A 12,878-nucleotide genomic window follows, 5' to 3' on the forward strand; every position below is an offset into this window, starting at 1 on the left:
AGAGTAGAGTAAAGCTAACCAGAATGACCAGGCGCCCGCAAGAAAGGATCATGATGAACAGTAATGCCGTGCGCTGGCCCAATTCGCTCTGGGCAGCAGTGACGCCGCCGGGCCCCGATTGCCCCGAACTGACCGGTGCGCAGCAGGCCGATGTCGTCATCATCGGCGGCGGTTTCACTGGTCTATCGACCGCGCTGCATCTGCGCGAGGCCAATGTCGACGTCGCGATCGTCGAGGCCGCCGAGCCGGGCTGGGGCGCCTCGGGCCGCAACAACGGCCAGGTAATCCCGACGCTGTCGCGGCCTGATCCCGAGGACATCATTGCGCGGCACGGTGCGGCCGGCGAGCGCTTCGTCGCGATGCTGCGCGACAGCGCGTCCATGCTGTTCGACGTCGTCAAGCGCTACAGCATTGAGGCCGAGCAGGAGCAGGCCGGTTGGGTGCAGCCGGTGCATTCGCCGGGCCGCATCAAGATCGCGGAGCGGCGGGTGCAGCAATGGTCGAAATTCGGCGCGCCGGTCGAACTGCTGTCGCGCGATCAGACCCGAGACATGCTCGGCTCGGATTCGTGGTATGGCGGCTTCTGGAACAGGACCGGCGGGCACGTCAATCCGCTGGCGCTGGCGCGGGGCCTTGCGCGCACCGTGCTCGGCCTCGGTGCGCGGATCTATGCCCGTTCGCCCGCGACGAGTTTCGAGCGCCGCGGCGACCGCTGGGTGGTGAAGACCGAGCAGGGCGAAATCTCCGGCCGCGCGCTGGTGGTCGCGACCAATGCCTATAGCGGCGAGTTCACAAAATCGCTGGTGCCGGAGATCGCAACCGAGGTGATGCCGGTGCTGTCCTGGCAGATGGCGACGCAGCCGCTGTCGGACAATGTCCGCAAGACCATCATCCCCGGCCGGCAGGCGATGTCGGACACCCATGGTGAGCTGTATTTCGCGCGCTACGATGCTCGCAATCGTCTGGTCACCGGCGGCGCCGTGCTCGGCCCGGGCGACAAGACCGGGCGGCTGAAGGCGCGGGTAACCGAGCGGTTGCAGCTGATATGGCCGCAGATCGGCGACGTCTCCTTCGACTATGTCTGGAACGGCTATGTCGGGATGACGGCGGATTTCCTGCCGCGCATGCACCGGCTGGGACCGAACGCCTATGGCTGGACCGGCTGCAACGGCCGCGCCGTCGCGCTGACGATTCCGCTCGGCCGCGAATTGGCCAGAGCGGTCCAGGGCGTGCCGGAAAGCGAGCTGGCGCTGCCGTTCACCGAGCCGGTGCAGTACATGGCGCACGGATTGTTGCGCAAGCTCGCGCCCTGGATGCTGGTGCTCTACCGGCGTCGCGATGCACAGGAGCTGGTCAAGGGCGATCGCTTCGAGCTGTTGCGCTGGGCGGAGTATTTGCTCGCCTCGCGCCGCTCACCGTAAATGCGGACCGACGTCGCGCCACGCGCGCGAGATATTGTGGAAACCCCGACGCGACGCAGGCATTATTGCCAGATACCGATTCCTGGGAGGTGGGTATGGCGAGGAAGCGCATTGGTATTCTCACGGGCGGCGGTGACGTCCCCGGCCTTAACGCGGTGATCAAGAGTGTGACCTATCGCGGCAGCGAGGACGACATCGAGGTTGTCGGTCTCCGCCGCGGCTGGGAGGCCCTCACACACCTGAACCTCGACGACCCGGCCAGCAAGTCCCACTACATCATCCCGCTGAACCGCGAAAACACGCGCGTCATCGACCGGCGCGGCGGCACCGTGCTGCACTCGAGCCGCACCAATCCCTCCAAAATGAAGAAGTTGCCCGATCATCTCGCGGGCCACGACTTTCCGGTTTCCCAGAGCACCAAAGGCGGCATCGCAACCACGACGTGGGACCTCACCAGCGAGGTGCTGGCGAACCTCGCGGGGCTCGGTATCGAACATCTGATCGCCATCGGCGGCGACGATACTCTCAGCTACGCGGACAAGCTCAACAGGCAAGGCGTCAAGATCATTGCCATCCCGAAGACGATGGACAACGACGTTCGCAACACCGAATACTGCATCGGCTTCTCGACAGCGATCACCCGTGCCAGCGATGCCATCCAGCGCCAGCGCACCACCGTCGGCTCGCACGAGCGAATTGGCATTTTCCGCGTCTTTGGTCGCGATGCCGGCTTTACGGCGCTGTATACCGCATACGCAACCTCGATCCGATGCGCCATACCGGAGTACAAGGTCAATCTCGACAAGCTGACCCAGCTTCTCCTCGATGATAAGCACGGCAACCCAAGCAACTACGCGCTGATCGTGCTCAGCGAGGGTGCCGAGTGGGAGGGCTACAAGGTGCAGGAATTCGGCGAGCCTGACGCCTACGGTCACCGCAGGAAGGCGAGCGTGGCCGAAGCGTTCGCGGACGAGATTAAGCGGCGCACCGGCGAGGAGACCATCGTCTCTGACCTCACCTACGACCTGCGGTCAGGCGATCCGGACTTCATCGACAAGCTTGTGGCGCTGACGTTCGGCAACTTGGCCTACGATGCAATCCTGGAAGGCAAGACCGGCCTCATGTCGGCGCTGGTCGAGGGCCGCTACGACCTCGTGCCAATCCCCGACGCCAAGCTCGGACCGCGCAAATTGGACGTCGCGAGCGCGTACAACACCGAGCGCTACCGTCCTCTCTATTCCAACAAGCGGGGCTTGCCGATCTTTCTCAACCGCGCTTTCTAGCGCGGGAGGTGGTAACCCCATCGAGCATGGCTGGCCATTCCGAATGTGTCGTTGGCGCGTATCGACACAAGCCGGCAGCGGGGCCATAATTCCGTGTGGATCCTGCACAGGGAACCCGTCGCACCACACAACGTTCTTTTTGTGAATCAGCGCGCCGTCGCCCTCGGCGCAGCGAGCGCCGAGGCGAAGGCGCTGAGCTGCGGTCGGAGGGATGCTATGAAACTCACAATTTCGGTCATCAAGGCTGACATTGGCTCCGTTGGGGGCCATACGAAACCATCTGCGCGCATGATGGCGGCTGTCGAAGGGGAGGTCGCGAAAGCGATCGACAACGGTCTCCTGATCGACGGTTTCGTCCGCCATACCGGCGACGATATTGCGATCATCATGACGCACACGCGGGGCGAAGGGAGCTCCGAAGTCCATCAATTCGCCTGGAAGACGTTTCTCGCGGCCACTGCGGTTGCGAAGACCTCCGGGCTCTACGGCGCCGGCCAGGATCTTCTCGTCGACGCCCCTTCCGGAAACGTTCGCGGCGCGGGTCCGGGCGTCGCCGAACTCAGCTTCGACCACAGCCTCTCGGGCGCGAGACCGGCGGAATCCTTCATGGTGTTCGCCGCCGACAAATGCGGCCCCGGCGCCTACAACCTGCCGCTCTATCTGGCCTTTGCCGATCCGATGTATTGCGCCGGGCTGATGCTGCCCCCGATGATCAAGGGCTTCCGTTTCCATATCATCGATATGGACAACACGGCCGGCGACAGCGTGATCGAACTCGATGCGCCGGCGGACGGCTACCATATTGCGGCGCTGCTTCGCGACAACGAGCGCTTCGGCATTGATCGCATCGTCTCGAAAACCTATGACGAGGTCGCCGTCGCCGTTTCGGCGCAGCGCCTTCACTCTATCGCAGGCAAGTACACCGGCAAGGATGATCCGGTCGCGATCGTCAGGAACCAGGGCATTTTCGCGGCGCCCGAAGAAATCATCTCGCCATTCGTCAAGGCGCACTTCGTGGGTGGCGATGCGCGCGGCTCGCATGTGATGCCGCTCATGCCGGTGCCGCTCAACACCCCGGTGACGGGGATGTACTGCCTGCCGATCGTTTCCTGTGTCGGCTTCTCGATCGACCGGGACGGGAAGTTTTCGGAGTCCTATGCCGATTTCTTTGACAACCTTGCGTGGGACGAGGTCCGCCAGCGCGCCCAGCGCAAGGCGATCGAGATGCGCAGCCAGGGCTGGTCCGGTGCCGCGATGCTACCCTATTCTGAGCTGGAATATGGCGGCTTCCGCGACACGGTATCCGGATTGCTGAAGCGCTTCCGGCTGCGCGAGGAGTCCGAGCCACAAGCGGCGGAGTAGGGCCGCGCGTGCCCGGCTACACGGTTGCGGTGTCGTGCTCGCGCGCGAACGCGCCGCCGGGGATCGCCGCGAGCAGCGCCTGCGTATAGGGATGCTGCGGCTTGCCGAACACGTCGGCGGTCAGCCCTTGCTCGACCACCGCGCCGTCCTTCATGACAGCGACCAGATCGCAGATCTGCGCGGCGACCCGCAGATCGTGGGTGATGAAGATGATGGAGAGGCCAAGCTGCTGGCGCAGCCCGGCCAGCAGCTTCAGCACTTGCGCCTGCACCGAGACGTCGAGCGCCGAGACCGGCTCGTCGGCGACCAGCACGTCCGGCTTCAGCGCCAGCGCCCGCGCGAGCCCGATGCGTTGCCGCTGCCCGCCGGAGAATTCGTGCGGGAAGCGGTCGCCGGCGGAGGGGTCAAGGCCGACCAGTTCGAACAGCTTTCGCGCCTCCGCGATCGCCGTGGTGCGGTCGGTGCCATGCACGATCGGTCCCTGCGCGACTAGCTCGGCCGCCTTGCGGCGCGGGTTGAGCGAGGCGAAGGGATCCTGGAACACCATCTGGATGTGGCGGGTCTCGCGGCGCACCTCCTCGCGCGTCAGCTTCGCCCAGTCCTTGCCGTCGAGCACGATCGATCCGGCGTCCGGATCGATCAGCCGCACGATGCAGCGGGCGAGCGTCGATTTGCCCGAACCGGATTCGCCGACGATGCCGAGCGTCGCGCCGCGCGGCAGGTGCAGCGAGACGTTCTTGACTGCCTCCGTGACCCGCGCACCGCGGCCGAGGAAGCCGCCGGTGCGGTAGGTTTTGGAGACGCCGTCGATGGTCAGGATGTCCTTGCCGGAGAGAATGCGCGGCGGCGGCGCCGTGAGCGGCGGAACAGCTGACATCAGCTGCCTGGTGTAGGCATGCTGCGGGTCATTCAGCACCGTCTCGGCCGCGCCTTGCTCGACGATCGCGCCATGCTGCATCACCACGACGCGGTCGGCGATCTCGGCGACCACGCCGAAATCATGGGTGATGAACAGCACCGCCGTCTTCTTGCGCTGCTGCAGATCGCGGATCAGCTTCAGGATCTGCGCCTGCGTCGTGACGTCGAGCGCAGTGGTCGGCTCGTCCGCGATCAAAAGCTTGGGGTCGAGCGCCAGCGCCATCGCGATCATGGCGCGCTGGCGCTGGCCGCCGGAGAGCTCGTGCGGATAGGCCTTGGCGGCAGCCTTGGGGTCGGGGATGCGCACGTCCTCGAGCAGCGCTTGCACCCGCGCAGCGATCTCGGCCTTCGACAGGCCGGTGTGAATCGAGAACATCTCGCCGATCTGGTCGCCGATGGTGCGCAGCGGATTGAGCGCCGTCATCGGCTCCTGGAAGATCATCGCGATCCCGGCGCCGCGCACCTCGCGCATTTCGGCGCTATCGGCGGCACAGAGGTCGCGGCCGTCGAACATCATCCGGCCCTGTTCGATGGTCACCTCATTCGGCAGCAGCCGCATGATGGCGTTCGCCATCATCGATTTGCCGGAGCCGGATTCGCCGACCACGCAGAGGATCTCGTTGGAGGCAACTGACAGCGAGACGTCGGAAAGCGCGTGCGGCCGGTCGGCGCCTTTGGGCAGGCGCACCGTCAGTCCGTTGAGCGAAAGGACCGTCTCGCTCATCGGCTCTTCAGCCTCGGATTGAGCGCATCGTTGAGGCCCTGGCCGACCAGCGACACCGCGAGCACGGTGACCAGGATCGCGATGCCGGGGATTGCCGAGACGTACCATTGCACGCGGAGCACGTCGCGGCCGAGCCCGATCAGATTGCCCCAGGAGGCGACGTTGGGATCGGACAGCCGCAGGAACGCCAGCGCGCTTTCCAAGAGGATCGCGACCGCCATCACCACGCTGGCATAGACGATCACGGGCGGCAGTGCGTTGGGCAGGATCTCGCCGAGGATCAGCTGGACGTCCTTCATGCCGAGCGTCTTGCCCGCCTGCACGAATTCGCGGTTGCGCAGCGACAGGAACTCGGCGCGGGTCAGCCGCGCCGGCGCCGGCCACGACACCACGCCGACCGCAATGGTCACCGTGGTCAGGGTCGAGCCGAACACTGCGACCAGCACCAGCAGCAGCACGAAGTTCGGCAGGGTCTGGAACGCTTCGGTGATCCGCATCAAGACATTGTCGACCCAGCCGCCATAATAGCCGGCGAAGGCGCCGACCAGGATGCCGATCAGGATCGCGATCATGGTGGCGACGCCGCCGATCAGGAGCGAGATGCGCGCGCCGTAAAAGATCTGCGCGGCGATGTCGCGGCCGGAATTGTCGGTGCCGAGCAGGAAGCGCGGGTTGGAGAACGGCCAAATCAGCGGCCGGCCCGCCAAAGCGAGGGGATCGCGCGGATAGAGCAAGCCGGCGCTGATCGCCATCGCGATCACCAGCAGCAGGAGGATCAGGCCGATCACCGCGGCCGGGCTGCGGAAGTAGCGTTTCACCGCGTCCATCGTCAGCCCTCCGCCGCGATGCGCGGATCGAGGCGCGCGTAGAGCAGGTCGACGACGAAATTCACGACGATGACGAGCAGTGCGGACACGAAGACGATGCCGAGGAGGGTGTTGAGGTCGCGCTGCACCACCGACTCATAGGCAAGCCGGCCGAGGCCGGGCAGGGAGAACACGCTCTCGACCACGACCGAGCCGCCGAGCATGGTGCCGGCCTGCAATCCGATCAGTGTCACCATCGGCAGCAGCGCGTTGCGCAACACATGGCGGGTGATGACATGGGTTTCATCGAGCCCCTTGGCGCGGGCGGTGCGGACGAAATCGAGATTCAAGACCTCGAGCATCGAGGCGCGCATGATGCGCAGATAGATCGCAAGGAAGATCAGCCCGAGCGTCAGGGTCGGGAGCACCAGATGGGCGGCGATATCGAGCACGCCCCGGATTCCGGTCTGCACCGTCCCGATATCCTGGAAGCCGCCGGATGGCAGCCATTGCAGATAGACCGAGAACACGACGATCGCCATCAGCCCGAACCAGAACGAGGGAGTGGCGTAGAAGATCAGGCCGAGGGTGGAGATCATCGTGTCCGGCCAGCGGTTGACGCCGCGCGCGGCGATCACGCCGAACAGCAGGCCGAAGAAGAACGCGAAGGACAGCGACGCGGTCATCAGCAGGATGGTCGGCGGCAACCGTTCCAGGATCACGGTCGCCACCGGCTTGCCGTAGATCGAGGAGAAGCCGAGATCGAGCCGCACCAGCCGCCACAGATAATTGGCGAGCTGCGCCGGCACCGAGAGGTCGAGCCCGTAGAACTTGCGCAATTCCTTTGCGGTCGCGGCATCGCCGCCGCCCATCTGCGCCATCAGCGCATCGACGGTGTCGCCCGGCGCGAGCTGCAACAGCAGGAACACACCGATCAGGATCAGGAATAGGGTCGGGATCGAGGCGGCAAGCCGCCGCCCCGCAAGGCTCAGGATACGCATCGGCTATCTATAGCGCTTTCGAACGATGGCGACACTGGTGCGCGTCAGGGAGCTGGCGTTGGCCTCAAAGTCACCTCGCCCCGCTTGCGGGGAGAGGTCGGATCGCATCGATAGATGCGATCCGGGTGAGGGGGTACAGGTCTATCGATAGACTAATCTCGCGGATGGAGCCCCTCACCCCGACCCTCTCCCCGCAAGAGCCGGGCGAGGGAGAAGCGGCCTCAGGCCGAAAGCCAAAGATCGTGCCAGCTCGCCGAGCCCCAGCGCGGGGTGTTGGAGTGGTTGCGCGCCTTTGCCGTGATCACGGTGACGAAGATCTGCTCGATCGGCATCCAGACCGGCAGCTCGGTGTTCACCTCCTTGACGAAGTCGGCATAGAGCGCCTTGCGCTTGGTCGGATCGACTTCGGTCGCGGCATCGTCGATGGTCTTGTCGACGGTCTTGTCCTCCCAGCCCCACTGGTTGGTCCACGGCGCGCCCTTGGGCTGGCCGGAGCGGTACCACACCGTGGTCGAGACCGCGGGGTCGTTGCGGTATTGGTGCCAGCCGGTCGCGAGATCGAAGGCGTGCTCGTCATAGACCTGCTTGAGGAAGCCGCCGCCGTCGTTGCGCACGATGTCGACCTGGATGCCGACTTCTCCCAGCGACTGCTGGATGAAGGTCGACCACAGCGAGATGTCCTCGCCCCACGGCGCCGGCAGCAGTTTGAGCGAGAAACGGTTGCCGCCGGAGGCCTTGAAGCCGGCCTCGTCGAGCAGCGCGATCGCCTTGGCCTTGTCGTAAGCGTATTGCGGCGTGTTCGGCCCGGGATAGAAGTCGGTCGAGGTCGAGGGAATCGGCCCGGTGCCGAGCTTGGCGAAATCGCCAAGGAAATTGTCGATGAAGAACGGCACGTTGATCGCGTGTGCGATGGCGCGGCGGACGCGGATGTCGGACAGCTCCTTGCGGCGGAAGTTGAACTCGATGGTGTTGGTGCGGGCGTTGCCCTCATTGCCCTTGGTCGCGACGATGAAGCGCTTGTCCTTGCCGAGCCGCGCCATGTCCGAGATGGTCAGCCCCGAGAACGGGCTGTAGTGCAACTCGCCGGCCTCCATCTGCGCGGCCGCGGCGGCGCGGTCGGTGATCACCTTCCAGACGATGCGGTCGAGATAGGGCGCGTTCGGCCGCCAATAGTCCGGGTTGCGGTCAGCGATGATGTACTGCCCGCGCTCATATTTGACGAATTTGAACGGGCCGGTGCCAACCGGCGCCAGATTGGTCGGGTTCTGCCTGATGTCGCCACTCTCATAAAGATGCTTGGCCGAGACATAGCCGAGGTCGGGCAGGGCGCGAAGCAGGAGGTTCAGCGGCATCGGCCGCTCGTAGCGGAAGATCGCGGTCTGCGGATCGGGCGTGTCGACCGCGGTGAGGAAAAGCTGCAGCGTCGATCCGTAGTTGAGGATCTTCTTCCACATGTTCATCGCGGTGAAGGCGACGTCCTCCGAGGTGAACGGCTTGCCGTCGTGCCAGGTGACGCCCTTGCGCAGCTTGAAGGTGACGGTCTTGCCGTCAGGCGCCGCCTCCCAGCTCTCGGCGAGCACGCCGACCGGCTGTCCCTGGGCGTCGAGGTCGACCAGATTCTCCTGAATCTTGCCGCCGATGATGTAGACGCCGGTCGAGGCCTGGATGCTCGGGTTGAGCTGGCGCTGCTCTGCGCCGTAATGGACGTTGAACACGCCGCCCTTGCGCGGGGTTTCCTGCGCGAATGCCCGCATCGGATTGATGACATTGGCCGCAATCGCGGCCGAGGTCAGCAGGGCCGTGCGGCGGTTGATCTCAAGGCGGGTCAAATCCATACGCGGGTCTCCAGAACTTACATAAAGGCTTGTATCGGCTGGCCAGCTGGTCGGTCGTGGCGGCCTTTGACAATGTTACGATGGAATGGGAACCCGAGTCATTTTCTAATGCCTCGCCCTTTTGGAGGATCGTTTCCGAAACCTGAAGTGGAGTGTCGCAGCGCGTCGCAACCCGAATTCCGCGCCGCATTGTCGCTCCCGGACGCTTCAAGATGTGTGCGGTGATTCTCTCGGGGGCCTGTTTCGGGAGCCCCGAAGCCGCGCAAACCCTGTAATTTTAGGGGTCGGAAGCGCCTTGACTTGAAAAAACACTGGAAAAATCCCCGATTCGGGGGCTGTCCACAGCGATATTGCTGTGGGGAGTGCAGAAAACACTGTTTTTCTCGGCGTTTTCCGCCATATCGTGCCCATTCCAGAATCAATGGAGCAACCATGGCTACCCAATTGTCGAAGTCGCAAGTGATCGAGAAGATCGCGACCACCACCGAACTCTCCAAGCGCGACGTCAAGAACGTCTTGGACTCGCTTGTCGATGTCGGCCACAAGGAGCTGAAGAAGGCCGGGGTATTCCTCGTCCCCGGCTTCGCGAAGTTCGTTGTCGTCAAGAAGCCTGCGACCAAGGCGCGCAAGGGCACCAACCCCTTCACGGGCGAAGAGATGATGTTCAAGGCCAAGCCGGCCCGGAAGATCGTCCGCGCACGGCCGGTCAAGGCCGCCAAGGACGCGGTTTAAGATGAAAGGCCTCCGGTGACGGAGGCCTTTTGCTTTTGAGCCGTCGCTTCCTGCCGTAGGTTGCCAGCTGCGTTTTCGAGCGAAGTGGACACCGGTTCGCGTGAAGAAAACGCGCCAAAGCAAAATCTGGAGCTTCGGTTCTGGTTGAACCTGAACCGGAGCTCCAGAGCGTTTTCGAGCGAAGTGGATTTCGGTTCGCGTAAAGAAAACGCGTCAAAAAAAATCTAGAGCCTCGTTCCGATTCCATCGGAACGGAAAAAGGCTCTAGACCACCGGCGATCGGCCACCATCGACATTGATGGCGGTACCGGTGATGTAGGAGCCTTGCTCCGAGGCCAGGAAGCAGGCGAGGTTGGCGAACTCCTCCGCCGTGCCGATGCGGCCGAGCGGCGTGCCCTTGGCAAGGCCTTTGGCGAATTCCCCGAAATCCGTGTCCGGCGCCTGGGCAGCATGCCGCTTGACCCATTGATCGCTCATGATCAGGCCGACCAGCAGCGCATTGACCAGGATGTTGTGCTCACCGCCTTCGTTGGCCATCACCTTGGTCAGCGCCATGCCGGCGGCGCGCGACACCGAGGTCGGCGCGGAATTGCCGGCCGGCGCCTTGGCGAAGGTGTTGAGCACGTTGATGATGCGGCCCCATTTGCGCTGCTTCATGCCCGGCCACACCAGCCGGCTGAAGCGGATCGCGGCGAACAGCTTCAGGTCGAGGTCGTCCTGCCAGGCTTCGTCGCTGATGCTCTCGAAGGCCTGCGTGCGCGCCGTGCCGGCGTTGTTGACCAGCACGTCGATCTTGCCGAGATCACCGACGATCTGGTCATGCGCCCTGGTGATGTCGGCGGCCTTCGCGACGTCGCAGACGTAATCGCGTACCACGAGGCCATCCTTGGCAAGCGCCTCGCGCGCCGCGGCGAGGTCGGCGGCGCCGCGGGCGAGGATCGCCACCCTGGCGCCGGATTCCGCAAACCGCCGCGCCACTGCAATACCGATGCCCTTGCTGCCGCCGGTGACCACGGCGACGCGGTCTTTCATTGATAGGTTCATTGTTGTTCTCCCTGGGCATGATCCCGGGGACAACGCTATCAAACCGACAATGCGACCAACAAGGTCATGCAGAGCAGGTGTGCCGTGACGATTAGTGCGAGATGGAGCGGGCCGGACATCGGAGGTCTCCGTTGTGGGGCGCGGTGGGGCACTCCGTGAGGTGACCACCGCCGCCTAGACTCCCTCCCCGTGAAAGGGGGAGGGCGGGGTGGGGGTTGCTCGCCGCGAGCACTGGTGTTCGCGGAGGCAGGATCCCCACCCGGTTCGCTGCGCAAACCGACCTCCCCTTTTCAAGGGGAGGTGAAGAAGGCACTAGTTTGAATTGGCGCCCGCCGTGAAGCTGCGGTCGACGGCCTTGCTGACATCGAGCGTCTTGCCGAGGATGCCGTAGCGCGTGGCGCGATCGGATGCCGCCTGCACTTCCTTCACCACGGCCTCGTCGATCGCAATCGGCGATGTTTTCTGCGCGGTGTAGGCGGCGAGCAGCACGTCCTCCGGCAGTTTGGTCAGCTCGGCCGTGCTCCTGGCGTATTCGGCGACATGGTCGAGCGACCACAGCCGGGCCTTGTTGAGCCGCTGCACCAGATCCTGCACCGCCGCGCGCTTGGTCGCGATCGCGGTGTCGGAGGCGACGATGAAGGTGATGGTCGGCGTCAGTCCCTCGCCGTCGGCGACGACCCGCGCGTTGTCCTTCAGCGTGGCGTAGGAGATGTACGGCTCCCACACCGCCCATGCATCGATCGAGCCGGCGAGCAGCGCGATCTTGGCATCGACCGGGCCGAGCGGCGCGAAGGTCGCGTCCTCGATCTTGCTGCCGGCCTTTTCCAGCGTCGCATTGATCAGGAACTGGCCCCAGCCGCCGCGCGTGCCGGCGAGCCGCTTGCCCCTGAGATCGGCCGCCGACTTGATCGGCGAATCCCCGCGCACCAGGATGGCCTGCGTCCGCGCATCGGACCGCGTGCCGCCGATCGCCTTGATCGGCGCGCCCGAGGCATAGACCGTGAGGAAGGACAGGTCGCCGGTGTAGCCGACGTCGAGCGCGCCGGCATTGATCGCCTCCAGGATCGGCGCTGCGGCCGGAAATTCCGACCACTCGATCTTGTAGGGCAGATCCTTGGCGAGGCCGGAGATCTCGAGCAGCGAGCGGTTGCCGCCCTTCTGGTCGCCGACCCGCAGCACGATCGCGTCGGTCGCGAACGCCGCTGCCGATGTCGACAGCGTGATCGCTGCTGTGATCAGCGCGGCCGCGGCGCGGCGGGTGAAGGTAGAAGGAGGGCCCGAGCGGGTCAGTTTGCGCATAGGTCTTTGCTTTCCGATTCATTTCGCTGCGCGGCGGAACGCGCGGCAGCGTTCGATCGAGTCTATGAGCAAGCCGTTCGTCGTCAACGAAACGGAAATCTGAATTCGCGCCCCGCGCGACAAGGATGATCTCGTCAAACGTGCTGCGCATAGAAGACATCGCGCATGCGGCCGCAAACCGCTCAAATTTGATGCAGTCGCGGTGGCGCCGTCGCACGTCGCGCGTCGCGACAACAGCAAAATCCTTTCATCGTTGCGCGATGCGATCGTGGAGATATCAGCTGCCGCGCCGACAACATTCGAAATTCCATTTCATTGACGATGAACTTATCGCGCCGCATCATTTGCGCGTTGCCTTGAGTGCAATAGCGCCGGAGAAATCCGCTTTTTCTAGAACCATGAGCTTCGAACGACGGGGCGCGCAGACGGCCACGTTTTGCGCGCGGGGCGGAG

At 64.4% G+C, this 12,878-nt stretch carries 10 protein-coding genes; 4 read left to right on the top strand and 6 right to left on the bottom strand.

What is annotated here, in order from left to right:
• The first annotated feature begins 53 nt into the window (after positions 1-53).
• The 3 genes from HAP48_RS29350 (at position 54) to HAP48_RS29360 (ending at position 4,066) form a co-directional block, all read left to right on the top strand.
• Positions 54-1,421 (top strand): NAD(P)/FAD-dependent oxidoreductase, encoded by a 1,368-nt coding sequence (locus HAP48_RS29350; protein ID WP_166215245.1) that lies wholly within the window; start codon positions 54-56, stop codon positions 1,419-1,421.
• A 95-nt stretch (positions 1,422-1,516) separates the two neighbouring features.
• Positions 1,517-2,704: a 6-phosphofructokinase gene (locus tag HAP48_RS29355; RefSeq protein ID WP_166215247.1), complete on the top strand. Its 1,188-nt coding sequence runs from the start codon at positions 1,517-1,519 to the stop codon at positions 2,702-2,704.
• A gap of 51 nt (positions 2,705-2,755) precedes the next feature.
• Positions 2,756-4,066, top strand: a complete 1,311-nt coding sequence (locus tag HAP48_RS29360; protein WP_275949191.1) for a fructose-1,6-bisphosphatase — start codon at positions 2,756-2,758, stop codon at positions 4,064-4,066.
• A 16-nt stretch (positions 4,067-4,082) separates the two neighbouring features.
• On the opposite strand, the gene HAP48_RS29365 is transcribed toward HAP48_RS29360, so the two are convergent.
• The 4 genes from HAP48_RS29365 to HAP48_RS29380 form a co-directional block, all read right to left on the bottom strand.
• Positions 4,083-5,708 carry an ABC transporter ATP-binding protein gene (locus HAP48_RS29365; RefSeq protein ID WP_166203216.1) on the bottom strand — a complete coding sequence of 542 codons (1,626 nt, stop codon included), beginning with the start codon at positions 5,706-5,708 and terminating at the stop codon, positions 4,083-4,085.
• Positions 5,705-6,535, bottom strand: a complete 831-nt coding sequence (locus tag HAP48_RS29370) for an ABC transporter permease (protein WP_166203218.1) — start codon at positions 6,533-6,535, stop codon at positions 5,705-5,707. The genes HAP48_RS29365 and HAP48_RS29370 overlap by 4 nt, the downstream gene beginning before the upstream one ends.
• Positions 6,536-6,537: 2 nt before the next feature.
• On the bottom strand, positions 6,538-7,515 hold the full coding sequence (locus HAP48_RS29375) for an ABC transporter permease (RefSeq protein WP_166203220.1): 978 nt from the start codon (positions 7,513-7,515) through the stop codon (positions 6,538-6,540).
• 221 nt (positions 7,516-7,736) lie between these two features.
• On the bottom strand, positions 7,737-9,350 hold the full coding sequence (locus HAP48_RS29380; RefSeq protein ID WP_166203222.1) for an ABC transporter substrate-binding protein: 1,614 nt from the start codon (positions 9,348-9,350) through the stop codon (positions 7,737-7,739).
• A gap of 432 nt (positions 9,351-9,782) precedes the next feature.
• Here HAP48_RS29380 and HAP48_RS29385 point away from each other — a divergent pair, with 432 nt between their 5' ends.
• On the top strand, positions 9,783-10,082 hold the full coding sequence (locus HAP48_RS29385) for an HU family DNA-binding protein (RefSeq protein WP_021077434.1): 300 nt from the start codon (positions 9,783-9,785) through the stop codon (positions 10,080-10,082).
• A gap of 264 nt (positions 10,083-10,346) precedes the next feature.
• On the opposite strand, the gene HAP48_RS29390 is transcribed toward HAP48_RS29385, so the two are convergent.
• Positions 10,347-11,126, bottom strand: coding sequence for an SDR family oxidoreductase (locus tag HAP48_RS29390; protein ID WP_166203224.1), 780 nt, complete (start codon positions 11,124-11,126; stop codon positions 10,347-10,349).
• A 312-nt stretch (positions 11,127-11,438) separates the two neighbouring features.
• Positions 11,439-12,425 carry an ABC transporter substrate-binding protein gene (locus HAP48_RS29395; protein WP_166203226.1) on the bottom strand — a complete coding sequence of 329 codons (987 nt, stop codon included), beginning with the start codon at positions 12,423-12,425 and terminating at the stop codon, positions 11,439-11,441.
• Between the last annotated feature and the right edge of the window lie 453 nt (positions 12,426-12,878).

The organism is Bradyrhizobium septentrionale, assembly GCF_011516645.4.
GTDB classification, from domain to species: domain Bacteria; phylum Pseudomonadota; class Alphaproteobacteria; order Rhizobiales; family Xanthobacteraceae; genus Bradyrhizobium; species Bradyrhizobium septentrionale.

Bases quoted from the DNA above. Each gene is read 5' to 3' on its own strand.
- HAP48_RS29350 (WP_166215245.1), top strand. From the start codon at position 54: ATGAACAGTAATGCCGTGCGCTGGCCCAATTCGCTCTGGGCAGCAGTG.
- HAP48_RS29355 (WP_166215247.1), top strand. From the start codon at position 1,517: ATGGCGAGGAAGCGCATTGGTATTCTCACGGGCGGCGGTGACGTCCCC.
- HAP48_RS29365 (WP_166203216.1), bottom strand. From the start codon at position 5,708: ATGAGCGAGACGGTCCTTTCGCTCAACGGACTGACGGTGCGCCTGCCC.
- HAP48_RS29370 (WP_166203218.1), bottom strand. From the start codon at position 6,535: ATGGACGCGGTGAAACGCTACTTCCGCAGCCCGGCCGCGGTGATCGGC.
- HAP48_RS29375 (WP_166203220.1), bottom strand. From the start codon at position 7,515: ATGCGTATCCTGAGCCTTGCGGGGCGGCGGCTTGCCGCCTCGATCCCG.
- HAP48_RS29380 (WP_166203222.1), bottom strand. From the start codon at position 9,350: ATGGATTTGACCCGCCTTGAGATCAACCGCCGCACGGCCCTGCTGACC.
- HAP48_RS29385 (WP_021077434.1), top strand. From the start codon at position 9,783: ATGGCTACCCAATTGTCGAAGTCGCAAGTGATCGAGAAGATCGCGACC.
- HAP48_RS29390 (WP_166203224.1), bottom strand. From the start codon at position 11,126: ATGAACCTATCAATGAAAGACCGCGTCGCCGTGGTCACCGGCGGCAGC.
- HAP48_RS29395 (WP_166203226.1), bottom strand. From the start codon at position 12,425: ATGCGCAAACTGACCCGCTCGGGCCCTCCTTCTACCTTCACCCGCCGC.